Below are 23,996 nucleotides of genomic sequence, written 5' to 3' on the forward strand. Positions count from 1 at the left end.
AGATAGTTGCGCCTACACACAGGACGAATAACCGCCAACGGTTACACCGCCGGGGTTCGCGCCATGTAGACTGCCGGCTTTACCGGATTTACGGAAAGCCCATGTTCCGCGTCTTCTGCCTGCTGTTCGCCACCCTTCTCGCCCTGCCCGCCCATGCCGAGGGCTTCATCAGCCGTACCCTGAACAAGCCGGTGCCCGGCGGCGTCGCCGTGGTCCAGCTGGGCAGCGCGGGGCCGGCGCCGAGCGCCAGCTACCAGGGCAAGCCGGTGCTGGTGGTGCGCGAGGAAGGCCGCGACTGGATCGCCGTGGTCGGCATCCCGCTCAGCGTCAAGCCGGGCCAGCAGCAGCTGCAGGTCAAGCAGGCCGGCGCCAGCCGCAGCCTGCCGTTCCAGGTCGGCAGCAAACACTATCGCGAGCAGCGCATCACCCTGAAGAACACCCGCCAGGTCAACCCGCTGCCCGAGGACCTCAAGCGCATCAACCGCGAACTGGCCGAGCAGACCGCCGCCTACCGCAGCTTCAGCCCCGGTACGCCGAGCAACCTGGTGCTGGACAAGCCGGTGAACGGCCCGCTCTCCAGCCCCTTCGGCCTGCGCCGGTTCTTCAATGGCGAGGAACGCAACCCGCACTCCGGGCTGGACTTCGCGGTGCCCGCCGGCACGCCGATCAAGGCCCCGGCGGCGGGCAAGGTGATCCTCATCGGCAACTACTTCTTCAACGGCAACACCGTGTTCGTCGACCATGGCCAGGGCTTCATCAGCATGTTCTGCCATATGTCGAAGATCGACGTGAAGCTCGGCGACCAGGTCCCGCGCGGCGGCGTGGTCGGCCGCGTCGGCGCCACCGGCCGGGCCACCGGGCCGCACATGCACTGGAACGTCAGCCTCAACGACGCCCGCGTCGACCCGGCGATCTTCATCGGCGCCTTCAAGCCGTAAGCTTCATTCCGCGCGGCTGGGCAAGCGCTCCAGGCGATAGAGCTCGCCGATCAGGCAGGGCTCGGGGATACCGCTCGAGTCATACGAGAGGATGCGGTCGAGCCTGGTCACCGCCCCTACCGTGCTGCCGATGTTCAGGCGGTTGCTGAACGACAGGTTGTCGCACGGCGAGGAGAAGGCCACCAGGTAGCGCCGGCCGGGCGCGTGGCCGAGGACGATGTGGCCCTTGTCGAGGTATTCCCAGCCCTGGGTTTCCCACACCGGGATCGACTTGACCGTCTCGCCCTGGCGGTAGCCGAGGCGTTCCAGGTGCTGGTCGAGGGGCAACGGGTCGTTGCGCAGCCCGGACTGGCTGCAGGCAGCCAGCAGAATGGCAGCCGCCAGCATGGCGGCGCTGCGGACATTGCGCATGCTCACCTCCCGGCCACGACGGGTGGCCCCTGTCGAGCCGAAACCGGCCCGGTTCCATTTTCCCACCCTGGAGAAAGGCCGGCGCGCGGCCGGCCGGACGGTCAGTTCATCTTCATCCCGGGCATGTCGTGACCCGACATATCGTGGCCGGACATGCCGTGCTCACCGGCCTCGGGCGCCTGTTTCTGCACCTGCACCTCGACCTTGAGGTCGCCGGCCTGCTGGAAGTGCAGCGTCACAGGGAAGCGCTCGCCGTCGGCCAGCGGCTTCTTCAGGCCGAGCAGCATCAGGTGGTAGTGGCCCGGGGCGAAGGTGACGGTGCCGCCGGCGGGGATGTCCACGCCGTCGACCTTCTGCATCTTCATCATGCCGTCCTTCATCTGGTGCTCGTGGACCTCGGCGCTGGCCGCGCGCTCGGTATCGGCGCCGAGCAGGCGGTCGGCCGCCTTGCCGTGGTTGTGCACGACGAAATAGGCCGCGCCGTTCTCCGAGTTGGCCGGCAGCAGCAGCGACCAGGGGTGTTCGACGTCGAGGTCGCCGGCCTTGTATTCGTGGGCCAGCAGCGGGGTGGAGAAGGACAGCATGGCCGCCAGGGCCAGGAGGGTCTTGCGCATGTTGGAAACTCCTAACGATCTCATGGGCCGCCCGTCGAGCGGGCGGCTTCGCCGGGGGCACGGCCAGCATAGCCGCTTCGCGCCCCCACTCAAGCCGGCGACCGCGGTCGCCGGGGCTCAGAAGCTGAAGTCCACCTTGGTCCAGAGCGTGCGGCCCGGTTCGCGGATCGCCTGGGGGTCGTTCGCCGGGTAGCCGAAGCCGGCGTTGCCGGCGAGGTTGAGGTGCTCGGCGTAGTCCTTGTCGAACAGGTTGTCGACGCCGGTGCTGACCTTGAAGTGCTTGTTCACGCGGTAGGCGGCGTTGAGCGAGAAGACGCCGAAGCCGGCGCTCTCGTCGAAGTCCTTGCCGACCACGTTGCCCTGCCCCTCGGCCACCCGCCCCTGCTTCGCCACCAGGCGCCACAGGGCGCCGGCGCTCCAGTCGCCCTGCTCGTAGGTCAGGCCCAGGCGGGTTTCCAGCGGCGGCATCTGCGGCAGCGCGCGGTCGTCGCTGGTGTTCTTGCCCCAGGCGTAGGCCAGGGTCGCGTCGGTCTTCCAGTTCGGCGCCAGTTGGTAGGCCGCGCCCAGCTCGCCGCCCATGATGCGTGCGTCGACGTTGGTCGCCTGGGACGTTGCCCCCATCATGCCGCCGCTGGTGTAGGTGAACAGGATGTAGTCGCGGATCTCGCCGACGTAGCCCGAAGCCCAGGCCTTGAGCTTCTCGCCCTCGTACTGGGCGCCGAAGTCGAGCTGGGTGGTCTTCTCCGGCTTGATGGCGTCGAAGGCGTTGGCCGAGCCGGCCGGGCCCATGTTCGGGGAAAACAGCTCCCAGTAGTCGGGGAAGCGCTGCACATGGCCGAGACCGGCGTAGAGCGTGGTGGGCGAGTCGGCCAGGTCGTGCTCGTAGCGCAGGAAGCCGCTGGGCAGGGTGTCGGCGCGGGTGTCGTCGGCCGTGGGGTTGGGCCGCGTCATCATTCCCGAGCCGGTGGTCTGCCGGTAGTCCTTGGCCGAGGCGCGGTCCAGGCGTGCGCCGGCGATCACCCGGTCGCGCTCGGCGGCGTACCAGGTCAGCTCGGCGAAGGCGCCGTAGTCGTGGAAGGTCGCGTCCTTGTTCCACGGCACCTCGTCGTAGGCGCCGATGCCCATGGCGCTGCGCTGGCGGTGCTCGCTGCTCTGGGCGTCGACGCCGGAGATCAGCTTGAAGTCGTCCCAGCGCCAGGTGGCCGCCAGGCGCCCGCCGAGGGTGCGGCGGTCGACGTTGGAGGCCATGGGCCCGGCCATCATGCCGGTGCCCGAGGGCGTGCGCAGGCTGTAGTTGTCCATCACGTGGTCGGCGTAGTTGTAGTAGACCTGCGCCTCCAGCTTGTCGAGCACACCGCCGAGGTTGGACTTCTCGAAGCGCAGGCCCAGGCTCTCGCGCTTGAACTGCGAGCCATCCATGCCGCGCCCGGCGTAGCGCGCCTCGCCGTCGCCCTTGCCGGCGGTCAGTTCGACCAGGGTGTCGGCGTCCGGCGTCCAGCCCAGGGCGACGTCGCCGTTCCACTTGTTCCAGCGCGAGGGCACGGTGTTGCCGCCGCCGTCCTCGTAGTCGTCGGACTGCGAGCGGTTGCCGGTGAAGCGCAGGTAGCCCTCGGGACCACCGGCGGCAGCATCCAGCACGCGGTCGAAGCGGCCGTTGGAGCCGGCCACCAGGCTGCCGTTTATCCGCGTGCCCAGCTCGCCGAAGCGCTCCGGATCGCGGTCGAAGCGGATGGTCCCGGCCGAGGCGCCAGGGCCCCAGATCACGGTTTCCGGGCCCTTGACCACGGTGAGCCGGTCGTAGGTCTCCGGCGATATATAGGAAGTGGGCGCGTCCATCCGCGCCGGGCAGGCGCCGAGCATCACGCCGCCGTTGGTGAGGATGTTCAGCCGCGAGCCGAACATGCCGCGCAGCACCGGGTCGCCATTGCTGCCGCCGTTGCGGATGGCGGAGAAGCCGGGGATGGTCTTCAGGTAGTCGGCGCCGTCGCTGGCCGGGATCGGCTGGCGCGCCTGCTTCGGGTCGGTGACCACGGTCAGCGGCGAGCTCTGCGCCACCGCGGTGATGACGCTGGGTTGCAGTTCGATGGCGTGGTGGCCGGCGTGCGGGTCGTCGGCCTCGTCGGCGCGAACGGAAGGGCTCAGGCCGACAATGCCGCCGAGGGCGGTGAGTGCGCAAAGGGTGCGTAGGCGTGCCGGGCGAACGCGCCCGCGCAGGAAGAGTCTGGACATGCGAAATTCCATGATCATGACGATGTTCTTCTGGCCAGGCACGGCGGACGCGCGCGGAGGAAGGTTCCTCTGCGCGATGGCGCTTGCGCTGGCTACGGCGAAAGAAAGGTCAGGCGCTCATGGACGGCGGCGCGCGTGAACGGGCGCCGGGGAAGATCGGCGAAGGCGGGATGGATTGTTCGATGACGACCTGAGGCGCCGGGGCGGCCCCGGGCAGGTCGGCGGAGAGCGCCAGGCGCGGGGTTTGCAACGCCGGACTGTGGAGCAGCAGGCCGCAGTAGCCGCACTTCTCCATGAAGTGGTCGGCGGAGAAGCCCTGCTGCGCGGCATCGGCCCCGTGGTGGCCGCCGCGCATCTGCTCGGAGCAGGCCATGCCCTCCATGCCGGCCATGGCCGGCATGGGGTGATCCATGGGCATGGACTGCGACAGCAGCGGGCCGAGGTGGATCATCAGCATGGCGAACAGCGCCAGCCAGATGCCCGTGCCTTGTCCTGTGCCTCGCCGTCTGCGACCTGTCACTGGAAGTCCCCGAATCGATTGGCGGCGTTTTACCCTGCCGGGCCGATGGGCGCAATTCGCCGATGGCTCAATGCTGTGCGGCATGGAGACGCATCAGGGAGTAAAGCAGAAAAAGCGCTTCGCAATTCCTTGCGCAATAAAGCGAATACAGAAGCAGAAAATCTCGTTTATTTTTATAACCCGATGATAGCTACCAATTTTTCCACAATGCTTGCCATCCACCCCCAAAGCGCACTAGGGTGGGCGCTATGAAAACCGCACACACCCTCATCCTGCTTCGCCAACACGCCTGCCTGCGCCTGGTCAGCCCGCGACTGCGTGGCTGAATCCGTTTCCCGGCTTCACCTCTTCATCTTTCTACCGCGCAGGGCCGCCGCTGGCCCGGAAGAACAAGGATTCCGCCCATGACCATGCTCAAAGACCCGTCGAAGAAATACCGTCCCTTCACCCCGATCACCCTGCCCGACCGCACCTGGCCGGACAAGATCATCGACCAGGCGCCGATCTGGCTGAGCACCGACCTGCGCGACGGCAACCAGTCGCTGATCGAGCCGATGGACGCCGAGAAGAAGATGCGCTTCTTCAAGTGCCTGGTGCAGGTGGGCCTGAAGGAAATCGAAGTGGGCTTCCCGTCCGCCTCGCAGACCGACTTCGACTTCGTCCGCGAGCTGATCGAGGGCGGCCACATTCCCGATGACGTCACCATCCAGGTGCTGACCCAGGCCCGCGACGACCTCATCGAGCGTACCTTCGAATCGCTGAAGGGCGCCAAGCGCGCCATCGTGCACTACTACAACGCCTGCGCGCCGAGCTTCCGCAAGATCGTCTTCAACCAGGACAAGGAAGGCGTCAAGCAGATCGCCATCGCCGCCGGCAAGACCATCAAGCGCCTGGCCGCCGCCGCGCCGGAAACCCAGTGGGGCTTCGAGTACTCCCCCGAGGTGTTCAGCTCCACCGAGACCGACTTCGCCGTCGAGGTGTGCAACGCGGTGATCGACGTGTTCCAGCCGACCCCGGCCAACCGCCTGATCCTCAACCTGCCGGCCACCGTCGAGTGCGCCACGCCGAACAACTACGCCGACCAGATCGAGTGGTTCGGCCGCCACATCGACAAGCGCGACAGCGTGATCATCAGCCTGCACACCCACAACGACCGCGGCACCGGCGTGGCCGCCTCGGAGCTGGCGCTGATGGCCGGCGCCGATCGCGTGGAAGGCTGCCTGTTCGGCAACGGCGAGCGCACCGGCAACCTCTGCCTGGTGACCATGGCGCTGAACATGTACACCCAGGGCATCAACCCGGGTCTGGACTTCTCCGACATCGACGCCGTGCGCAAGGTGGTGGAAGAGTGCAACCAGATTCCGGTGCACCCGCGCCACCCCTACGTCGGCGACCTGGTCCACACCGCCTTCTCCGGCTCCCACCAGGACGCCATCCGCAAGGGCTTCGCCCAGCAGAAGGACGACGCCGTGTGGGAAGTGCCCTACCTGCCGATCGACCCGGCCGACATCGGCCGCAGCTACGAGGCGGTCATCCGCGTCAACAGCCAGTCGGGCAAGGGCGGCATCACCTTCCTGCTCGAACAGGAATACGGCATCAGCCTGCCGCGCCGCATGCAGATCGAGTTCAGCCAGGTGGTGCAGAACGAGACCGACCGTCTCGGCCTGGAAATGACCGCCGAGCAGATCTACAACCTGCTGCAGAGCGAGTACCTGCAAGCCGTCTCGCCGTTCGGCCTGAAGAACTACCGCCTGCAGGAAGAGAACGGCATCTGCGCCATCGACATCGACGTGACCCACAAGGGCGAGCAGCACCGCTGGCACGGCAAGGGCAAGGGCACCCTGGAAGCCCTGGTCGCCGCGCTGCCGGTGGAAGTCGAGATCATGGACTACAACGAGCACGCCATCGGCGCCGGCACCAACGCCCGCGCAGCAGCCTACATCGAGCTGCGCGTCGAAGGCGGCCGCTCGCTGCACGGCATCGGCATCGACGAGAACATCACCACCGCCAGCTTCCGCGCCCTGTTCAGCGCGCTGAACCGCGCCGTGACCCTGGGCCAGGCGAAAGCCGCCTGAACCCGCCGGTGATGTGAAAAAGGGGCCTTCGGGCCCCTTTCTCATCTTCTCGGTCAGGCATCGATTCGTAGGATGGATTGAGCTTGCGATAGCCACCGGACCCTGGTGATGGGTATCGCTTCGCTCAACCCATCCTACGGGGTGTGGTGTTTGCCGGAGGCGTAGGCGGACCTTGTCCGCGATGACCGGACGTCCCGGCGCGGATCGCGGATGAGATCCGCTCCTGCGCTGCCCCACCCGCGCCATTCCCCTGTAGGAGCGCGCCCTGCGCGCGATTCGCGGGCAGGGCCCGCTACAACCCGCCGGGAGGCATGGCGCTTTCCGTAGGATGGGTTGAGCTTGCGATAGCCACCGGACCCTGGTGATGGGTATCGCTTCGCTCAACCCATCCTACGGGGTGTGGTGTTTGCCGGAGGCGTAGGAGCGGACCTTGTCCGCGATGACCGGACGTCCCGGCGCGGATCGCGGATGAGACCCGCTCCTCCGCTCCCCCCCCCCCCCCTTTCCCCTGTAGGAGCGCGCCCTGCGGGCGATTCGCGGGCAGTGCCCGCTACAACCCGCCGGGAGGCATGGCGCTTTCCGTAGGATGGGTTGAGCTTGCGATACCCACCGGACCCTGGTGATGGGTATCGCTTCGCTCAACCCATCCTACGGGGTGTGGTGTTTGCCGGAGGCGTAGGAGCGGACCTTGTCCGCGATGACCGGTCGTCCCGGCGCGGATCGCGGATGAGATCCGCTCCTACGCTGCCCCCCCCGCACCATTCCCCTGTAGGAGCGCGCCCTGCGCGCGATTCGCGGGCAGTGCCCGCTACAACCCGCCGGGAGACATGGCGCTTCCCGTAGGATGGGTTGAGCTTGCGATAGCCATCGGCATGGCTACGAAGAGCATTCTGCCTCAAGCGTTCTCCAGCGTTTTCGCTTGTAACTTTCTCCGCAGCACGCTTGCCGGGCTACCACCGCTCGGGAGGCAGGCGCCGGGTGTGGAAGATGCGCAGGATCTGCAGCTTCCCGTCACGAACGCGATAGGGGATCAGGTAAGGGTGGCCAGGCATGGGCCATTCGCGGGTGCCGGGTACGCGTCCCTCGCGCCCCATCGCGGGGTGGAGGGCCAGTTGTGCGATGTCGTCGAACACCGCAGCGACGAAGTCGCGTGCGGCGGCCGGATTGTGCTGAGCGAGATAGGCGGCTTCGTCGTCGAGGTTCTGCAGCGCTTTGCGCAGCCACTCAACCTGCATTGCGCGTCCACTTGTGCAGTACCGCTTCGACTTCCGCCCCGCTGGCGAAGTCACTGGCATCGGCCTCTACGATGGCCTGCTGGATTTCGCCGATCTGCCAGGCTTCCCGGGCGAGGTATTCGTCCAGTGCCTGGGCGGCGAGGAAGTTCTTGCTGCGGCCGGTCGCCTGGGCAAGCCTCGCGAGGGTATCGGACTGATCGTCCGACAGACGCAGGGACATCACGGGCATGGGGCACCTCGGTTGTAATATGTATCGCTACAACATACTACAACACACTACAGGCCACTCGAACTACCGATCGCCCGGAAGCGCCCACCGGCCAGCCAGGGGAATGCTATTCGTCGTCGCCGCTGGCGCTCACCGCGCCCAGGCAACGCAGGCGGTGCTCGCTGCCGTCGGATTGCAGCGTCCAGCTGTCGTCGCTGGCCTCGTACTGGGCTTCCATCACCTCGTTGTAGGTGAACTGCCAGCGCCGCTTGTCGCGGCCGTCGACCACCTCCACGCGCAGCACCACGTCTTCGCTGGCGAAGGGCTGGCCGGCTTCGGCGGCGATCTCGGCGCGGTCCAGCAGGTCTTCGTCGAGGCTGAATTCCCAGGCGTGCAGGCCGTCCAATTCGAGCATGTCGGTCAGTTCGAGCTGGTCCAGCAGGTAGAGGGTTTCTTCGGACATTTTTCGTATTCCCGGTGAGACAGGCCGCCATCATAGAGCAAAGCCCCGCCAGCGGCCCTCCCCGCCTAGTCGGCCAGCGCCGCCAGCACGCCGCGCAGACGCTCGACGGTGCCCGCCGAGCAAGGCTGCATGGGCTCGCGCAGCTCGTCGGCGATCAGCCCCTGCAAGGCCAGGGCAGCCTTCAGCGGCGCCGGGTTGGGCTCGGCGAAGGCCGCCTGCATCCACGGCAGCAGGCGCAGGAAGGTGCCCCGCGCACCGGCCAGGTCGCCCGCCTCCGCCTGGCGCTGCATGCGCACGTAGAGGTCGGCGCGCACGTGGGCGGACGCGGAGATGGCCCCCGCGCCGCCCAGGCACAGGTTGGCGAAGATCTGCAGGTCCTCGCCGGCCAGCACTTCGACGTCGCCGTCGGCGATCAGCGCCAGGGTGGTCTCGAAGTCGCCACTGCAGTCCTTGACCGCGGCGATGCGCGGGTGGCGGACTATGCGCCGCAGGGTCTCGCGCTCGATGCGCACGCCGGTTCGGTAGGGGATGTCGTAGAGCACCAGCGGCACGCTGGCGGCGTCGGCGACGGTCTGGAAGAACGCCTCCAGGCCCTGCTGCGACGGGCGGATGTAGTAAGGCGCCGGCACCAGCAGACCGGCCACGGGGCGGCGCTGGATTTCCCGCTGGAAGGCCAGCAGCTCGCGCAGGTTGTTGCCGGCCAGGCCCATGATCACCTGCTGCGGCGGCACCCACTGCAGCACCGCGTCGAGCACCGCCAGCTGCTCCTCATGGCTGAGCGCGGCGGCCTCGCCGGTGGTGCCGCAGACCACGAAGCCGGCGACGCCGTCCTCCAGCAAGCTGCCCACCAGGCCGCGCAGGGCGGCGAAGTCGATTTCCCCGGCACGCAAGGGCGTGGCCAGGGCCACCCAAATCCCACGAAACGTAGACATGCGAAAACTCCTTGTGGCTGACCGTCTGGTCGCCGTCAGGGAGGGTGCGGGATGCAAGCGGGGGAAGATCGACCTGGCGCCTGGTTGTCCTGTCAGCCCATCTGACGGGACAGCGCGCCCCGGTCAAATGAGCGACTGTTTCTTCGATTTCTTGGCAACGGCGACGCACGCGCAGGCCGGGGCGAAAGAGCCCGGGAGCGGCAGCGAGTGGTCGGAGTTGGCGAACATGGGAAGTCCGTTGCGCGAATCAGGCACCGAATATGCTCAACGTCGGACTTGGCTGTCAACCTTCTCCTAGGGTCTATGCTGGTTCAACCACACCGCAGTATGGAGAAGTGACAGGTGAACTCTCGCGAACTGGGCCACTCCGGGCTGGCCATTCCGCCGCTGGTGTTCGGCGGCAACGTCTTCGGCTGGAGCGCCGACGAGGCGACTTCCTTCCGCCTGCTCGACGCCCTGCTGGACGCCGGGCTGAACTGCATCGACACCGCCGACGTTTACTCGCGCTGGGTGCCCGGGCACAAGGGCGGCGAGTCCGAGGCCATCATCGGCAAGTGGATGAAGCAGCGCGGCAACCGCGACAGGGTGATCATCGCCACCAAGGTCGGCATGGACATGGGCAACGGCCACAAGGGCCTTTCCGCGGCCTACATCGAACAGGCCGTGGAGCACTCGTTGCAGCGCCTGCAGACCGACTACATCGACCTCTACCAGTCCCACTGCGACGACACCCACACTTCCCTGGAGGAAACCCTCGGCGCCTACGCCGAGCTGGTTAAAAAGGGCAAGGTGCGCGTCATCGGCGCCTCCAACTACGACGGCCGGCGCCTGCGCGAGGCCCGCGAGGTGGCCGAGCACCTGCACCTGCCCAGCTACCAGAGCCTGCAGCCGAACTACAACCTCTACGACCGCGCCGACTACGAGACGCGCCTGGAACCGACGGTGCGCGAACTGGGCATCGGCGTCATCCCCTACTACGGCCTGGCCGGCGGCTTCCTCAGCGGCAAGTACCGCAGCGAAGCCGACCTGGACAAGAGCCCGGCGCGGGCGGACAAGGTCAAGGGCTACCTGAACGAGCGCGGCGTGACCATCCTCGTGGCCCTGGACGAAGTGGCCGAGGAATACGACGCCACCCCGGCCCAGGTGGCCCTGGCCTGGCTGATCGCCCGCCCGGGCATCACCGCGCCCATCGCCAGCGCCTCCAACCTCGAGCAGTTGCCGGACCTGGTCGCGGCGACGCGGCTGCAACTGAGCCAGGAGGATATCCACCGGCTGGATGCGGCGAGCGCCTATTGAGGCGCCCGCCGGGTGGCCGCGGAGACTTGCCGCGGCCTCCCATGGCCCCGTACTCTCTGCTGCGCGTCTCCCCCGACAAGAAGAAAAACGGAGCAGAGAATGCTGTCCACGCCGCAACGCCTCTGGCAGGTTCTGAAGTCCAACCCGCAGCGCGAAGAATCGCTCCTGACGGAAACCGCCGACATCGCGGTGCCAGACGACCGCGGCCTGTTCGTCATCGGCGCGGCGCGCAGCGGCACCACCGTCTTCCAGAACGCCCTGAACAGCTCGCCGGAGATCTTCCTCCTCGGCGAACCGGCGTTGCAGGACGACCCGGGCACCCCGGACTTCGCCGCGCGCTACAACGCCATGCACAGGTCCTGGGGCAACCAGGAGAACAAGAGCAGCTTCTGCCCGCCGCTGTTCCAGCAAGACGCCCCCTGGCACCACTACCTGGCCCGGCTAGCCCGGCACTACCGCTACGTCGGCAGCAAGATCGTGGTCAATCCCCACGAGGCCGCGCGCACCTGCCAGCAACTGTTCGAATTCCATTGCCGGCATTTCTACCGTTCGCACTACGTCTTCACCTTCCGCAACCCCATCGACGTGCTCATGTCGACCCGCGGCCTGGCCGAGCTGAACGGCGACGAGGCAGCCGGCTACGACACGGTGCTCAAGAGCTTCCTGCAGGTGATGGCGCTGTACATCCGCTTCCTGCGCAACCTGCCTTCGGTCAGGGCGGTGTTCCACGAGGACCTCGGCGAGGCGGTGCTGCGCGACACCGGCGCATGGCTGGGCGTCGACCTGGGCGAGGCCGCCGGCTACTACGACAACGCCCGGGTCAGGCGCTACAGCCTGGATCAGGTGCCGGAGCACGCCCGCGCCCTGGCGGAAGAGGTCATCGCCGCCTACGAGGAACTGCGTGGGCAGGTCGCCGGCGGCATGCGCCTGGCGCAGCTGGAGCAGAATTCCAACCACATCGATCCGGCACACTTCACGCCGCTGGGCAACCTGCATCGGCGTATCGAGGGGTTGCTGGCGGCGTCCTGACGGTCGAATCGCGGACGGAGTCCGCTCCTAGAGGGGCGCGAGGCATGGCATTCCGCCTGTAGGAGCAACTGTCTTGCGGGCCGCACCAAGGCGCTCTTCGTAGGATGGGTTGAGCTTGCGAAACCCATGCGGTTGCGCTGATGGGTATCGCTTCGTTCAACACCATCCTACGAAAAGCCATGCTCGCTCATGCGGTAGGAGCGAGCTTGCTCGCGAATGGTGACTACCGGCGACAACCGTGTTGTGGGTTACGCCGCACCCTCTCCCCAACCCTCTCCCGCAAGCGGGAGAGGGGGCTGTCCGGCATTGCAAGGTTCGGCATCAACCTGTAGGAGCGCGCCCTACGCGCGATTCGCGGGCAGGGCCCGCTCCTACAGGGAGGCATGGAGCAGGCCCCGCGATTGCGTCGACAGGGACGGCGTGCAGTCGAGCGGGGCGATGGGTATCGCTTCGCTCAACACCATCCTACGAAAAGCTTGCCTACAGCCTCAGGGCTCGATGAGGAAGCGGTCGGCGTCGAGGTAGGCCGGGAAGCGTTCGCGGTAGGCGGCCAGCGCCTGGGCCGAGAGGCTGGCGTGGAACACGCCGTCGCCGTTAGCCGCTTCCAGCAGCGCTTCGCCCTGGAAGTCCAGCACCTGGCTGTCGCCGGCATAGGCGTGGCCCTTGCCGTCCTCGCCCACGCGGTTCACCGCCGCCACGTAGCACAGGTTCTCGATGGCCCGCGCCGGCAGCAGGCGGTTCCAGTGCAACCGGCGGGCGGCCGGCCAGTTGGCGGTGTAGAGCAGCAGGTCGGTGTCCTGGGCGTCGCGGCTCCAGGCCGGGAAGCGCAGGTCGTAGCAGACCAGCGGGCGCACCCGCCAGCCCTTCCACTCCAGCAGCACCTGGGCATCGCCTGCGGTGTAGTGCTTGTGCTCGCCGGCCATGCGGAACAGGTGGCGCTTGTCGTAGTGGAGGATCTCGCCGTCCGGGCGGGCCCAGAGCAGGCGGTTGCGGTGGCTGCCGTCGGCGGCGCGGACGATCATGCTGCCGGTCACCACGGCGTCCAGGCGCGCGGCCTGGTGGCGCAGCCAGGCGTAGGTCTCGCCCTCCTCCGCCTCGGCCATGGCCTCGGAGTCCATGGAGAAGCCGGTGGTGAACATCTCCGGGAGGATGACGATGTCGGCGCCGCGGGCCTGTTCCAGCAGCGCGTCGAAGTGCGCGCGGTTGGCCGGCGCGTCGTGCCAGGCCAGGGTGGTCTGCACCAGGGCCAGGTTCAGGTCGGGCAGTTGGCTCAGATCGCGCATAGCTTGTCCGCCGCCTGGCGCAGCGTCTCCTCTTTCTTGGCAAAGCAGAAGCGCACCAGGCGCATGTCCGCCGGGGCCTGCTGGTAGAACACCGAGACCGGGATGGCCGCCACGCCGTGTTCGCGGGTCAGCCACTCGGCCATGGCGACGTCGTCCAGGTCCGGGCGGATCGCCGAGTAGTCGACCACCTGGAAGTAGGTGCCGGCGGCGCGCTGGAAGCTGAAGCGCGAACCGTTCAGCAGGTCGCAGAACAGGTCGCGCTTGGCCTGGTAGAAGCCCGGCAGCTCGCGCAGGTGCTCGGGGTGCGCGGCCATGAAGTCGGCCAGCGCCCACTGCAGCGGGGTGACGCCGCAGAAGTTCACGTACTGGTGGATCTTGCGCATTTCCGCCGACAAAGCCTGCGGCGCCACCACGTAGCCGGTCTTCCAGCCGGTGACGTGGTAGGTCTTGCCGAAGGAGCTGACCACGAAGGCGCGGGCGTAGAGCTCGTCGTGGGCCAGCACGCTGGCGTGCTGCACGCCGTCGTAGATCAGGTGTTCGTAGACTTCGTCGCTGATGACGTAGATCTCGCGCTCGCGGATCAGCGCCGCCAGGCGGTCCAGGTCGGCGCGGTCGATCAGCGCGCCGCTGGGGTTGTGCGGGCTGTTGAGGAAGATCAGGCGGGTGTGCGGGGTGATGGCGTCGGCCAGGCGCTGCCAGTCGATGCGGAAGTCCGGCAGGTTCAGCGGCACGTGCACGCAGCGGCCGCCGGCCAGTTCCACCGAGGGTTCGTAGCTGTCGTAGCAGGGGTCGAGGACGATGGCCTCGTCGCCGGGGCGGATCAGCGCCTGCACGGCGCAGAAGATCGCCTCGGTGGCGCCAGGGGTGATGGTCACTTCGGCGTCGGCGCTGACGTTGCGCCCGTAGAAGGCGGCGACCTTGGCCGCCACCTGCTCGCGCAGCGCCGGCAGGCCGGTCATCGGGCAGTACTGGTTGTGCCCGGCCATGACGTGGCGGGCCACGGCTTCGCGCAGGGCGGCGGGGCCGTCGAAGTCGGGAAAGCCCTGGGACAGGTTGAGCGCGCCACACTCGGCGGCGAGCTGCGACATGCGGGTGAAGATGGTGGTGCCGACGTTGGGCAGTTTGCTGGTGAGCATGGCGAAGGACTGCAGGCGAAGGGGGTTGCCTAGCTTAAAGCTGGAAGCTGGAAGCTGGAAGCTGGAAGCGCCCTACTTCCGGCTTCCAGCTTCCAGCTTCAGGCTTGCGGCTAGCGCTTCTTGTCTTTCTTTTTCTTTTCGGCCTTCTTGTGGTGCGACATCAGCCGGCGCTTCTTGTTGACCTGGCGCTCGGTGAGCTGGGTCTTCTTGCCTTCGAAGGGGTTCTCGCCGCCCTTGTATTCGATGCGGATCGGCGTGCCGACCAGCTTGAGCACGCGCCGGTAGGTCTTCTCCAGGTAGCGGGTGTAGGCCTTGGGCACCGCTTCGGTCTGGTTGCCGTGGACCACGATCAGCGGCGGGTTGGCACCGCCCAGGTGGGCGTAGCGCAGCTTGATGCGGCGGCCGTTGACCATCGGCGGCTGGTGCGTCTGCACCGCATCCTCGAGGATCTGCGTCAGCTTGCTGGTGGGCCAGCGGGTGACGGCGGAGCGGAACGACTCCTGCACCGACTTGTACAGGTGGCCCACGCCGGTGCCGTGCAGCGCCGAGATGAAGTGGATGTCGGCGAAGTCGACGAACAGCAGGCGGCGCTCCAGTTCGGTCTTGACGTAGTCACGCTCGCCCGACTCCATGCCGTCCCACTTGTTCAGCGCGATGACCAGCGCGCGGCCGGTCTCCAGCACGAAGCCGAGCAGGTTGAGGTCGTGCTCGACCACGCCCTCGCGGGCGTCCATCACGAAGATCACCACGTTGGCGTCCTGGATGGCCTGGAGTGTCTTCACCACCGAGAACTTCTCCACCGCCTCGAAGATCTTGCCGCGGCGGCGCACGCCGGCGGTGTCGATCAGGGTGTACTTCTCTTCGTTGCGCTCGAACGGGATGTAGATGCTGTCGCGGGTGGTGCCGGCCTGGTCGTAGACGATCACCCGCTCCTCGCCGAGCATGCGGTTGACCAGGGTCGACTTGCCGACGTTGGGGCGGCCGATGATGGCGATCTTGATGCCATCCTTCTCGCTCGGGCCGGGGATGCGCTTGGCTTCCTCGCCCTCGGCGACGTCTTCCAGCTCGTCCGGCAGGTCGTTGTCTTCCGGCGCCTCGGGCTCGGGCTGGAACATCTCGCCCAGGGCCGTCTGCAGCATGTGAGTGATGCCGCGGCCGTGGGCGGCGGCGATGGTCAGGGCGTCGCCCAGGCCCAGCGGGCTGAATTCGGCGCGGGCGATGTCCGGATCGACGGTGTCGATCTTGTTGGCCACCAGGTAGCTGCGCTTGTTCCGCTTGCGCAGGTGCTCGGCGATCATCTCGTCGGCGGCGGTCAGGCCCGCGCGCGCGTCGACCATGAACAGCACCGCATCGGCTTCCTCGATCGCCTGCATCGACTGCTCGGCCATCTTGGCGTCGATGCCTTCCTCGTCACCGGTGATGCCGCCGGTATCGATGACGATGAATTTCTTGCCCTGCCACTTGGCCTCGCCGTACTGGCGATCGCGGGTCAGGCCGGCGTACTCGGCGACGATGGCGTCGCGAGTCTTGGTCAGGCGGTTGAACAGGGTGGACTTGCCGACGTTGGGGCGGCCCACCAGGGCGATTACGGGAACCATGCGGCTCTCCAGGAAATTTCAGGAATTCGTAAAAAGCACGCCGGCCGCTGTCGTCATCCAACAGCGGCCGGCAGGTAGAACATAGCTTAGCGAATGGTGAAGGCGACCAGCTTGCCGCTGTTGCCGTACACGTACATCCACCGGTCGACCACCAGCGGGCGCACGCGCACGCCGTCGCCGTCGACCTTCTCGCGGCCGACGAAGCGGCCGTCCACCTGGCTCAGCAGGTGCACGTAGCCTTCCAGGTCGCCCACCACCACGTTGCTGGAGAACACCGCCGGGGCCGACAGCTGGCGGCGCGCCAGGGCGTCGTTGCTCCACAGCGAGGACGAGCTGCGGCCGTCCAGGGCCTCCACGGTGCCGCTGGCATCGCTGACGTAGACGCTGCCGATGCCTTCGGCGACGCCGGCGTAGCTGGAGGCCTCGCGCTGCCAGATCACCCGGCCGCTGGCCAGGTCGAGGGCGGCGGCGCGGCCCTGGTAGCTGGCTACGTAGATCACGTTGTCGACCAGGGTCAGGCCGCCGTCGATGTCCACCACGCGGTCCAGCTCGGAACGGCCCTGGGGCACGGCGACGCGGGTTTCCCAGATCGGCAGGCCACGCTGCACGTCCACCGCCACCACCTTGCCGCTGGCCAGGCCGGCGATGGCCATGCGCCCGGCGATGATGGGGGCGCCGGTGCCGCGCAGGGTCAGCACGGGCACGGTGTTCTCGTACACCCAGCGCTGGTTGCCGGTACTGGCGTCGAGGGCGATCAGCTTGTCGTCCTGGGTCTGCACGATCACCACGTCGCCGTCGGTGGCCGGCGCCGCCAGCACTTCGCTGGGCACGCGGGTACGCCACTTCTGCTCGCCGTTGGCGGCGTTCAGGGCGATGACGTCGCCCTTCAGGGTGCCGACCAGCACCAGGCCGCCACCGACGCCGACACCGCCGGAGATCGGCAGGTCGAGGTCCTGTTTCCAGAGCACGTCGCCGTTCTCGCGCTGCATGGCCATGACGCGGCCTTCGGCGGAAGCGGCATAGATGCTGGAGCCGTCCACGGCCGGCTGCAGCAGTTCGTAGAGGTCGCCCTGGCCGTCACCGACCGAGCGGCTCCACTGCTTGTCCAGGCGCACCTCTTCCTTGAAGTCGGTGAGTTCCGCAGGCGGCAGTTCCTTCTTGCTGTTGCTGCTGCAACCGACCGCGAGCAGGGCCAGCGCCAGCAGCGCCGCATGTTTCCAGCGCAGCATCTCAGGCACCTCCCTTGGCGAGGTCGTCGAGTTTCACCTGCAGGGCGCCGGCAGCGGCTTCCTCCGGCAGGGCGGCCTTGGCCTTCTCGTAGGCGCTGCGGGCGTCGTCGGTGCGCTTGAGCTGCACCAGCAGGTCGCCCTTGAGTTCTTCGCGGCTGGAGACGTAGGCCTTGTCGGCGTCGCCTTCGAGCAGCTTCAGGCCGTCCTCGGCCTTGCCCTGGGCGGCCAGGACACGGGCCAGGCGCTGGCGGGCCAGTTCGCCGAGCGTGGCGTCAACCGGCTTGTCGACCACGGCCTTCAGCTCGCTGGCGGCATCGTCCAGTTTGCCGGCGTCCACCGCCACCTTGGCGACGAACAGGCGGCCGTACTGGGCGTAGTGGGTACCGCCGTACTCGCTGGTCAGCTTGTTGGCCAGCTCGGCGACGCGCGCGGTATCCGGCTGGCCGGAGGGCGTCAGCGAGGCTTCGACCAGTTGCTGGTAGAGGATGGAGGCGTTCTGCGCCTGGTTGGCCTGGTACTTCTTCCAGGCCTGCCAGCCGAACACCACCACCAGCGCCAGGGCGGCCCCGGTGAGCAGGGGCATGCCGTTGCGCTGCCACCAGTCCTTGAGATCCGCCAGTTGTTCTTCTTCGGTACGCGTGGTCACCCCAATACTCCTAATCCGCTCGATTCTCAGGCCCGCTGGATGCAGGCTGCCAGGTGCTCGGGCAGAGCCTCCCAGGCTATGTTCTGTTGCTCACCCTCGCCACGCAGGGGCTTGAAACCTACCACGCGCGCGGCCAGTTCGTCGTCACCCAGGATCAGGGCGAATTGGGCACCGCTCTTGTCGGCTTTCTTGAACTGGCTCTTGAAGCTGCCGGCGCCGGCATTAAGCAGCAGGCGGATGCCGGGGACGGCGTCGCGCAGCTTCTCGGCCAGGCTCAGGGCGGCCAGTTCGGCCGGCTCGCCGAAGGCGCAGACGTAGACGTCGGCCGGGCGCTTCAGCTCGGCGGGCACCACGCCCAGGGTCTCCAGCAGCAGCACCAGGCGTTCCACGCCCATGGCGAAGCCCACGCCCGGCGTCGGCTTGCCGCCGAACTGGCCGACCAGGCCGTCGTAGCGGCCCCCGCCGCAGACGGTGCCCTGGGCGCCGAGCTTGTCGGTGACCCATTCGAAGGCGGTGCGGCAGTAGTAGTCCAGGCCGCGCACCAGCTTCTGGTTGATCTCGTAGCGCAGGCCGACCGCGTCCAGGCGGGCCTTCAGGCCCTCGAAGTGGGCGATCGACTCTTCGTCCAGGTAGTCGTGCAGGGTCGGCGCGCCGACCAGCAGCGCCTGGGTGCTTTCCACCTTGCTGTCGAGGATGCGCAGCGGGTTGGTGGTCATGCGCCGCTGGCTGTCTTCGTCGAGCTGCTCGAAGCGTTCCTGCAGGTAGGCCACCAGCGCTTCGCGGTAGCGCGCGCGGGCCTCGCTGGAGCCCAGGGTGTTGAGCTGCAGAGTCACGGCGTCGGCCATGCCCAGCTTCTGCCACAGGCGCCAGGTGAGGATGATCAGCTCGGCGTCGATGTCCGGCCCCGGCAGGTTGAAGACTTCCACGCCGATCTGGTGGAACTGGCGGTAGCGGCCCTTCTGCGGCTTCTCGTAGCGGAACATGGGCCCGGTGTACCAGAGTTTCTGCACCTGGCCGCCGCCGGTCAGGCCGTGTTCGAGCATGGCCCGCACGGTGCCCGCGGTGCCTTCGGGGCGCAGCGTCAGCGACTCTTCGTTGCGGTCAAGGAAGGTGTACATCTCCTTGTCGACCACGTCGGTGCCTTCGCCGATGCCGCGGGCGAAGAGTTCGGTGAACTCCATGATCGGCAGGCGGATTTCGCTGTAGCCGTATTCTTCCAGCAGGCCGGCGAAGGTGTTTTCCAGGTAGCGCCATACCGGGGTCTGGTCCGGCAGGATGTCGTTCATGCCACGAATGGCTTGCAGGGACTTGCTCACATGTTGTCCTTGTTGCGGTCAGCCGCGCACGATCAGGGCGGCGTCGGCTTCGGCCTTGGCGGCCGCTTTTTCGCGGATCAGCCGTTCCAGCTCATCCACCAGGTTTTCGTTCTGCAGCTTCTGCGCCGGCTTGCCGTCGATGTAGACGAGGTTGTTCGGCGTGCCGCCGGTGAGGCCGATGTGGGCCTCCTTGGCCTCGCCCGGGCCGTTGACCACGCAGCCGATCACGGCCACGTCCATCGGCACCAGCAGGTCTTCGAGGCGGCCTTCGAGCTCGTTCATGGTCTTGACCACATCGAAGTTCTGCCGCGAGCAGCTCGGGCAGGCGATGAAGTTGATGCCGCGCGAGCGCAGGTGCAGGGACTTGAGGATGTCGAAACCGACCTTGATCTCTTCCACCGGGTCGGCGGCCAGGGAGATGCGGATGGTGTCGCCGATGCCCTCGGCCAGCAGCATGCCCAGGCCCACCGCGGACTTCACGGTGCCCGAACGCAGGCCCCCGGCCTCGGTGATGCCCAGGTGCAGCGGCTGCTCGATTTCCTTGGCCAGCAGGCGGTAGGCCGCCACGGCCATGAACACGTCGGAGGCCTTCACGCTGACCTTGAAGTTCTGGAAGTCCAGGCGCTGGAGATGCTCGACGTGGCGCATGGCCGATTCCAGCAGGGCCTCGGGGGTCGGCTCGCCGTATTTCTTCTGCAGGTCCTTCTCCAGCGAACCGGCGTTGACGCCGATGCGGATCGGGATGTTCTTGTCGCGGGCCGCGTCCACCACTGCCTTGACGCGGTCCTCGCGGCCGATGTTGCCGGGGTTGATGCGCAGGCAGTCGACGCCCAGCTCGGCCACGCGCAGGGCGATCTTGTAGTCGAAGTGGATGTCGGCCACCAGCGGCACGCGGACCTGCTGCTTGATCTTGCCGAAGGCCTCGGCCGCGTCCATGTCCGGCACCGAAACGCGCACGATGTCCGCGCCGGCGTCTTCCAGGCGGCGGATCTGCGCGACTGTGGCGGCCACGTCCAGCGTATCGGTGTTGGTCATGCTCTGTACGGCGATGGGCGCGTCACCGCCCACCGGCACCGAGCCGACCCAGATCTTGCGGGACTGGCGGCGTTTGATCGGAGAAGCGCAATGCATCTTTAGTTACCACCCAACTTCATGCGTGCCGTCTCGCCGCGGGAATAGGGCGAAACGTCGACCGGCTGGCCGTTGTAGCTGACCTGGGCGCCGCGGGCGAAGCCCAGGCGCAGCTCCAGGGGAACCTTGGCGGCGACTTCCATGGAGTCGCCCTTGCGCTTGAGCGCGCTGACCAGGACCTTGCCGTCGGCATCGGTGACCTGGGTCCAGCAGTCGGCGATGAACTGCACCTTGACCACGCCCTGGCCGGCCGAAGCCACCACCGGAGCGGCAGCCGGGGCAGCAGGTTCGGCTGCGGGCGCGGCCGGAACCGCCGGGGCGGCAGGAGCGGCCGGAGTCGCAGGCACGGCGGCGGTGTTGGCGGCCGGCGCGGCGGGAGCAGCCGGCGCGGCGGGGGCGGCCACCTGGGGCGCGGTCTCGGCCGGGTTGGCCGGGGCCTCGGCATTCTGTTCGGGCTCGGCGGCGCCGCTGTCGCCAGCCGGTTCGCTCGGCGCGCTGGCCTTGTCCTCGGCGACGGCCTGGTCTTCGGGCTCGTCGAGGCTGTGCACTTCGGTGGTGCCGTCGGCGCTCTCGACCTCGACGTGCTCCAGGTTCAGGCCGCTGTTCTCGGCGAGGTTGCGCCCGGCGCGCTCCTGCCACCAGAAGTAGCCGAAGCCCACCAGCAGGGCCAGCAGCAACAGGCTGAACAGGCGCAGCAGGTTGCGCGACAGGCGCATCGGCTCGGCCACCCGGCCGAGGCTCTGCACGTTGCTGCCGGTGGCGTCGGTGCCGGTGTACTGGTCGAAGGCGCTGACCATCTGCGCCTGGTCCATGCCCAGCAGCTTGGCGTAGGCGCGCACGTAGCCGCGGGCGAAGGTGTGGCCCGGCAGCTTGTCGAAATTGCCCAGTTCCAGCTGGCGCAGGGAGTTCTCGGTGAGGTTCAGTTGACCGGCCACCTGCGAGGTCGACCAGCCCCGGCTCTCGCGCGCCTGGCGCAAGGCCTCACCCGGATTGGCGCGGCTCGTGCTGGCGACTTCTGGCTGCGACGTCTTCATCATTTCTCTGCCTGGTATGCCTGGTATTCGGGGGATGCGGGATACAGGCGCTTGAGCTGCAGGCCGTAGCTGGCGGCGGTGTCCTTGTCGTCAAAGACCCTGGCCAGCCGCACGCCCAGCAGCAGGCTCTTGGCGTTCTGCTGTCCCTGCTTCAGGTATTCGTTGTAGTAGTCGCGCGCCGGCACGTACTGGCGATCGTCGTAGGACAGCTGCGACATTTCCAGCAAGGCGCTGGGTTGCCGGCGGTTCAGGCGCAGGGCCTTTTCGAAGTACTGCTTGGCCTGCTCGCGCTGCTTCAGCTGGAGGCTGACCAGGCCGAGGTTCTCGAAGACCCGCGAGCGCTCCGGGTAGAGGCTGTCCTCGGCGGCCTTCTGGAAGGCATTGGTGGCCTCGTCGTAGCGCTTCTGTTCGTACAGGAAGCTGCCGTAGTTGTTCCAGATGCGCGCATCCGAGCGCGAGGACAACGCCTTGCGGTATTCCTGCTCGGACAGCTTGGGCTCCATCTCCTGCTGGTAGACCAGGGCCAGCGCAGCGTGGGCGTCGGCGCTCGAGGAGTCCAGCTCCAGGGCCTGGCGCAGCGGCACCTTGGCCTGCTCGGTATTGCCGTTCTGCAGGTAGCCGATGGCCAGCTGGATGTAGGCGTCGCGGGCCTCTTCACGGCCCTTGGCGGTGCTCAGGGGGTCCTGCTTCCCAGACGTCACGCAACCCGCCAGCAGGCTGGCCAGGAACACGAACAGCGCGGCGCGCAAGGTCATCGGAATCCTCCCTCGAGATCAGTTTCGATTGGCGGGCGCCTTCTCGGCGTCGGCCGCCAGCTGGCGTACGGCGATGTAGCGTTCGCTGCGGCGGGTACGGTCCATCACCTGGCCGACCAACTGGCCGCAGGCGGCGTCGATGTCGTCGCCGCGGGTGGTGCGCACGGTGACGTTGAAGCCGCCCTTGTGCAGCATGTCCTGGAAACGGCGGATCGAGTTGTTGCTCGGCCGCTCGTAACCGGAATGGGGGAACGGATTAAACGGAATCAGGTTGATCTTGCAAGGAATTTCCTTGAGCAATGCGATCATCTGCTCAGCGTGCTCGGGCTGGTCGTTGACGTCCTTGAGCAGGGTGTACTCGACGGTCAGCACGCGCTCCTTGCCCAGGCGGCCGATGTAGCGCTGGCAGGCGTCCAGCAGCACCGCCAGGGGATACTTCTTGTTGATCGGCACCAGCTGGTTGCGCAGCTCGTCGTTGGGCGCGTGCAGCGACAGCGCCAGGGACACGTCGGTGACTTCGCCGAGCTTGTCGATCATCGGCACCACGCCGGAGGTGGACAGCGTCACCTTGCGCTTGGAGATGCCGTAGCCGAAGTCCTCCATCATGATGCTCATGGCGGTGACGACGTTGTCGAAGTTCAGCAGCGGCTCGCCCATGCCCATCATCACCACGTTGGTGATGGCGCGGTCGATCTTGCCGGGCACGGTGCCGAAGGATTTGTTGGCGAGCCACACCTGGCCGATGATCTCGGCGGAGGTCAGGTCGCTGTTGAAGCCCTGCTTGCCGGTGGAGCAGAAGCTGCAATCCAGGGCGCAGCCGGCCTGGGACGACACGCACAGGGTGCCGCGGCCGTTCTGCGGGATGTACACGGTCTCGACGCAGCTGCCGGACGCCACGCGCACCACCCACTTGCGGGTGCCGTCGCTGGAGATGTCCTGGCTGACCACTTCGGGGCCGCGGATCTCGGCACAGGCCTTGAGCTTTTCGCGCAAGGCCTTGCCGACGTTGGTCATGGCGTCGAAGTCCTCGGCGCCAAAGTGGTGAATCCATTGCATCACCTGGCCAGCGCGGAAGCGCTTTTCACCGATGGACTCGAAGAATTCCTCGAGCTGGGGCTTGGTCATGCCCAGCAGGTTGGCCTTTGCAGCGGTATCAGTCATGGATTCACCCTCGCCCATTCGCCTGGATCAGCGAATGCGCTCGCACACCTCGGTGCTGGAGAAGAAGTAGGCGATCTCGCGGGCAGCCGAAGCTTCCGAGTCGGAACCGTGAACGGCGTTCTCGTCGATGGAAACGGCGAAATCGGCGCGGATGGTGCCGGCGTCGGCTTTCTTCGGATCGGTGGCGCCCATCAGCTCACGGTTCTTGGCGATGGCGTCTTCGCCTTCCAGAACCTGCAGGACGACCGGGCCGGAGGTCATGAAGGCGACCAGGTCCTTGAAGAAGGGGCGCTCTTTGTGCTCGGCGTAGAAGCCGCCGGCTTCGCGCTCGGACAGCTGGACCATCTTGGAAGCGACGACGCGCAGACCGGCCTTCTCGAAGCGGGTCAGGATTTCGCCGATGACGTTCTTGGCGACGGCGTCGGGCTTGATGATGGAGAAGGTACGTTGCAGGGCCATTTGGGATAACTCCGAAAAGCAAGGTTGGTAATGCCGAGAAGCCCCTGGGACGAGCCCAGGAGCTTCTGTGATTCAGGGTGAGCCGCGCGACAGCGGCAGCCTCTGGCTGGCACGCGCGGGGCCGGTACGCACGCAGCGCTCCGGCGGTATCGACAGGCACCGCGGGGAACCTGAGCGAACACCTAAAGATAAAACCCGCGAATTATACGCGGGTTCGGGGAAAAGCATAAGGGCGGCTGGAAGCTAGAAGCTAGAAGCTAGAAGCTAGAAGCTAGAAGCTAGAAGCTAGAAGCTAGAA

23 protein-coding genes are annotated in these 23,996 nt (G+C 67.1%); 4 read left to right on the top strand and 19 right to left on the bottom strand.

Annotated features, from left to right (window positions below):
- The first annotated feature begins 101 nt into the window (after nucleotides 1–101).
- Nucleotides 102–938: a M23 family metallopeptidase gene (locus FG99_RS17600; protein ID WP_043271440.1), complete on the top strand. Its 837-nt coding sequence runs from the start codon at nucleotides 102–104 to the stop codon at nucleotides 936–938.
- Nucleotides 939–941: 3 nt separating this feature from the next.
- On the opposite strand, the gene FG99_RS17605 is transcribed toward FG99_RS17600, so the two are convergent.
- The 4 genes from FG99_RS17605 to FG99_RS17620 form a co-directional block, all read right to left on the bottom strand.
- Nucleotides 942–1,349: a DUF6491 family protein gene (locus FG99_RS17605; RefSeq protein WP_051878973.1), complete on the bottom strand. Its 408-nt coding sequence runs from the start codon at nucleotides 1,347–1,349 to the stop codon at nucleotides 942–944.
- 101 nt (nucleotides 1,350–1,450) lie between these two features.
- Nucleotides 1,451–1,963: a copper chaperone PCu(A)C gene (locus FG99_RS17610; RefSeq protein WP_009616191.1), complete on the bottom strand. Its 513-nt coding sequence runs from the start codon at nucleotides 1,961–1,963 to the stop codon at nucleotides 1,451–1,453.
- A 117-nt stretch (nucleotides 1,964–2,080) separates the two neighbouring features.
- Nucleotides 2,081–4,192: a TonB-dependent copper receptor gene (locus FG99_RS17615; protein ID WP_141766218.1), complete on the bottom strand. Its 2,112-nt coding sequence runs from the start codon at nucleotides 4,190–4,192 to the stop codon at nucleotides 2,081–2,083.
- A 109-nt stretch (nucleotides 4,193–4,301) separates the two neighbouring features.
- A complete protein-coding gene (locus FG99_RS17620) occupies nucleotides 4,302–4,649 on the bottom strand; it encodes a DUF2946 domain-containing protein (protein WP_051878975.1) in 348 nt (115 codons plus the stop codon).
- Between the two features lie 467 nt (nucleotides 4,650–5,116).
- On the opposite strand from FG99_RS17620, the gene leuA reads away from it, so the two are divergent.
- Nucleotides 5,117–6,787, top strand: coding sequence for a 2-isopropylmalate synthase (gene leuA, locus FG99_RS17625; protein ID WP_043271442.1), 1,671 nt, complete (start codon nucleotides 5,117–5,119; stop codon nucleotides 6,785–6,787).
- 950 nt (nucleotides 6,788–7,737) lie between these two features.
- Here the strand turns inward: leuA and FG99_RS17630 are convergent.
- The 4 genes from FG99_RS17630 to dapA form a co-directional block, all read right to left on the bottom strand.
- Nucleotides 7,738–8,022: a type II toxin-antitoxin system RelE/ParE family toxin gene (locus tag FG99_RS17630; RefSeq protein WP_009616187.1), complete on the bottom strand. Its 285-nt coding sequence runs from the start codon at nucleotides 8,020–8,022 to the stop codon at nucleotides 7,738–7,740.
- Entirely contained in the window at nucleotides 8,012–8,251 is a 240-nt protein-coding gene (locus FG99_RS17635) for a CopG family ribbon-helix-helix protein (protein WP_043271444.1), read from the bottom strand. The genes FG99_RS17630 and FG99_RS17635 overlap by 11 nt, the downstream gene beginning before the upstream one ends.
- A 106-nt stretch (nucleotides 8,252–8,357) precedes the next feature.
- Nucleotides 8,358–8,693, bottom strand: coding sequence for a DUF5629 family protein (locus tag FG99_RS17640; RefSeq protein ID WP_009616185.1), 336 nt, complete (start codon nucleotides 8,691–8,693; stop codon nucleotides 8,358–8,360).
- A 65-nt stretch (nucleotides 8,694–8,758) separates the two neighbouring features.
- On the bottom strand, nucleotides 8,759–9,625 hold the full coding sequence (gene dapA / locus FG99_RS17645; RefSeq protein ID WP_043271447.1) for a 4-hydroxy-tetrahydrodipicolinate synthase: 867 nt from the start codon (nucleotides 9,623–9,625) through the stop codon (nucleotides 8,759–8,761).
- 342 nt (nucleotides 9,626–9,967) lie between these two features.
- On the opposite strand from dapA, the gene FG99_RS17650 reads away from it, so the two are divergent.
- Nucleotides 9,968–10,921 carry an aldo/keto reductase gene (locus FG99_RS17650; RefSeq protein WP_043271448.1) on the top strand — a complete coding sequence of 318 codons (954 nt, stop codon included), beginning with the start codon at nucleotides 9,968–9,970 and terminating at the stop codon, nucleotides 10,919–10,921.
- A gap of 99 nt (nucleotides 10,922–11,020) precedes the next feature.
- Nucleotides 11,021–11,950 carry a sulfotransferase gene (locus FG99_RS17655; RefSeq protein WP_043271450.1) on the top strand — a complete coding sequence of 310 codons (930 nt, stop codon included), beginning with the start codon at nucleotides 11,021–11,023 and terminating at the stop codon, nucleotides 11,948–11,950.
- Nucleotides 11,951–12,438: 488 nt separating this feature from the next.
- On the opposite strand, the gene FG99_RS17660 is transcribed toward FG99_RS17655, so the two are convergent.
- The 11 genes from FG99_RS17660 to ndk form a co-directional block, all read right to left on the bottom strand.
- Nucleotides 12,439–13,233 (bottom strand): amidohydrolase, encoded by a 795-nt coding sequence (locus FG99_RS17660; protein WP_043271452.1) that lies wholly within the window; start codon nucleotides 13,231–13,233, stop codon nucleotides 12,439–12,441.
- Entirely contained in the window at nucleotides 13,221–14,369 is a 1,149-nt protein-coding gene (locus FG99_RS17665) for a pyridoxal phosphate-dependent aminotransferase (RefSeq protein WP_043271454.1), read from the bottom strand. Before FG99_RS17665 ends, FG99_RS17660 begins: the two co-directional genes overlap by 13 nt.
- Nucleotides 14,370–14,479: 110 nt before the next feature.
- Nucleotides 14,480–15,967, bottom strand: a complete 1,488-nt coding sequence (der, locus tag FG99_RS17670) for a ribosome biogenesis GTPase Der (RefSeq protein ID WP_043271456.1) — start codon at nucleotides 15,965–15,967, stop codon at nucleotides 14,480–14,482.
- Nucleotides 15,968–16,053: 86 nt separating this feature from the next.
- A complete protein-coding gene (gene bamB, locus FG99_RS17675; protein WP_141766256.1) occupies nucleotides 16,054–17,196 on the bottom strand; it encodes an outer membrane protein assembly factor BamB in 1,143 nt (380 codons plus the stop codon).
- Nucleotide 17,197: 1 nt separating this feature from the next.
- On the bottom strand, nucleotides 17,198–17,842 hold the full coding sequence (locus FG99_RS17680) for a YfgM family protein (RefSeq protein ID WP_009616176.1): 645 nt from the start codon (nucleotides 17,840–17,842) through the stop codon (nucleotides 17,198–17,200).
- A 26-nt stretch (nucleotides 17,843–17,868) separates the two neighbouring features.
- Nucleotides 17,869–19,158 carry a histidine--tRNA ligase gene (gene hisS, locus FG99_RS17685; RefSeq protein WP_043271459.1) on the bottom strand — a complete coding sequence of 430 codons (1,290 nt, stop codon included), beginning with the start codon at nucleotides 19,156–19,158 and terminating at the stop codon, nucleotides 17,869–17,871.
- 18 nt (nucleotides 19,159–19,176) lie between these two features.
- Nucleotides 19,177–20,289, bottom strand: a complete 1,113-nt coding sequence (gene ispG, locus FG99_RS17690) for a flavodoxin-dependent (E)-4-hydroxy-3-methylbut-2-enyl-diphosphate synthase (protein ID WP_009616174.1) — start codon at nucleotides 20,287–20,289, stop codon at nucleotides 19,177–19,179.
- A gap of 2 nt (nucleotides 20,290–20,291) precedes the next feature.
- A complete protein-coding gene (locus FG99_RS17695) occupies nucleotides 20,292–21,326 on the bottom strand; it encodes a helix-turn-helix domain-containing protein (protein ID WP_009616173.1) in 1,035 nt (344 codons plus the stop codon).
- Nucleotides 21,323–22,078 (bottom strand): type IV pilus biogenesis/stability protein PilW, encoded by a 756-nt coding sequence (pilW, locus tag FG99_RS17700; RefSeq protein WP_009616172.1) that lies wholly within the window; start codon nucleotides 22,076–22,078, stop codon nucleotides 21,323–21,325. Before pilW ends, FG99_RS17695 begins: the two co-directional genes overlap by 4 nt.
- A gap of 18 nt (nucleotides 22,079–22,096) precedes the next feature.
- The gene (rlmN, locus tag FG99_RS17705; protein ID WP_009616171.1) at nucleotides 22,097–23,239 is read right to left on the bottom strand and encodes a dual-specificity RNA methyltransferase RlmN; all 1,143 of its coding nucleotides are present in this window, start codon (nucleotides 23,237–23,239) and stop codon (nucleotides 22,097–22,099) included.
- Nucleotides 23,240–23,266: 27 nt separating this feature from the next.
- A complete protein-coding gene (ndk, locus tag FG99_RS17710; protein ID WP_009616170.1) occupies nucleotides 23,267–23,698 on the bottom strand; it encodes a nucleoside-diphosphate kinase in 432 nt (143 codons plus the stop codon).
- Nucleotides 23,699–23,996: the final 298 nt, after the last annotated feature.

The sequence above is a fragment of the Pseudomonas sp. AAC genome, assembly GCF_000725445.1.
Lineage (GTDB): Bacteria > Pseudomonadota > Gammaproteobacteria > Pseudomonadales > Pseudomonadaceae > Pseudomonas > Pseudomonas citronellolis.

What these genes read in the sequence shown, in the direction of transcription:
- FG99_RS17600 (WP_043271440.1), top strand. Translation starts at nt 102, where the DNA reads ATGTTCCGCGTCTTCTGCCTGCTGTTCGCCACCCTTCTCGCCCTGCCC.
- FG99_RS17660 (WP_043271452.1), bottom strand. Translation starts at nt 13,233, where the DNA reads ATGCGCGATCTGAGCCAACTGCCCGACCTGAACCTGGCCCTGGTGCAG.
- der (WP_043271456.1), bottom strand. Translation starts at nt 15,967, where the DNA reads ATGGTTCCCGTAATCGCCCTGGTGGGCCGCCCCAACGTCGGCAAGTCC.
- FG99_RS17605 (WP_051878973.1), bottom strand. Translation starts at nt 1,349, where the DNA reads ATGCGCAATGTCCGCAGCGCCGCCATGCTGGCGGCTGCCATTCTGCTG.
- pilW (WP_009616172.1), bottom strand. Translation starts at nt 22,078, where the DNA reads ATGACCTTGCGCGCCGCGCTGTTCGTGTTCCTGGCCAGCCTGCTGGCG.
- dapA (WP_043271447.1), bottom strand. Translation starts at nt 9,625, where the DNA reads ATGTCTACGTTTCGTGGGATTTGGGTGGCCCTGGCCACGCCCTTGCGT.
- ndk (WP_009616170.1), bottom strand. Translation starts at nt 23,698, where the DNA reads ATGGCCCTGCAACGTACCTTCTCCATCATCAAGCCCGACGCCGTCGCC.
- FG99_RS17640 (WP_009616185.1), bottom strand. Translation starts at nt 8,693, where the DNA reads ATGTCCGAAGAAACCCTCTACCTGCTGGACCAGCTCGAACTGACCGAC.
- leuA (WP_043271442.1), top strand. Translation starts at nt 5,117, where the DNA reads ATGACCATGCTCAAAGACCCGTCGAAGAAATACCGTCCCTTCACCCCG.
- bamB (WP_141766256.1), bottom strand. Translation starts at nt 17,196, where the DNA reads ATGCTGCGCTGGAAACATGCGGCGCTGCTGGCGCTGGCCCTGCTCGCG.
- FG99_RS17695 (WP_009616173.1), bottom strand. Translation starts at nt 21,326, where the DNA reads ATGATGAAGACGTCGCAGCCAGAAGTCGCCAGCACGAGCCGCGCCAAT.
- rlmN (WP_009616171.1), bottom strand. Translation starts at nt 23,239, where the DNA reads ATGACTGATACCGCTGCAAAGGCCAACCTGCTGGGCATGACCAAGCCC.
- ispG (WP_009616174.1), bottom strand. Translation starts at nt 20,289, where the DNA reads ATGCATTGCGCTTCTCCGATCAAACGCCGCCAGTCCCGCAAGATCTGG.
- FG99_RS17620 (WP_051878975.1), bottom strand. Translation starts at nt 4,649, where the DNA reads ATGCTGATGATCCACCTCGGCCCGCTGCTGTCGCAGTCCATGCCCATG.
- FG99_RS17610 (WP_009616191.1), bottom strand. Translation starts at nt 1,963, where the DNA reads ATGCGCAAGACCCTCCTGGCCCTGGCGGCCATGCTGTCCTTCTCCACC.
- FG99_RS17630 (WP_009616187.1), bottom strand. Translation starts at nt 8,022, where the DNA reads ATGCAGGTTGAGTGGCTGCGCAAAGCGCTGCAGAACCTCGACGACGAA.
- FG99_RS17635 (WP_043271444.1), bottom strand. Translation starts at nt 8,251, where the DNA reads ATGCCCGTGATGTCCCTGCGTCTGTCGGACGATCAGTCCGATACCCTC.
- FG99_RS17665 (WP_043271454.1), bottom strand. Translation starts at nt 14,369, where the DNA reads ATGCTCACCAGCAAACTGCCCAACGTCGGCACCACCATCTTCACCCGC.
- FG99_RS17615 (WP_141766218.1), bottom strand. Translation starts at nt 4,192, where the DNA reads ATGTCCAGACTCTTCCTGCGCGGGCGCGTTCGCCCGGCACGCCTACGC.
- FG99_RS17655 (WP_043271450.1), top strand. Translation starts at nt 11,021, where the DNA reads ATGCTGTCCACGCCGCAACGCCTCTGGCAGGTTCTGAAGTCCAACCCG.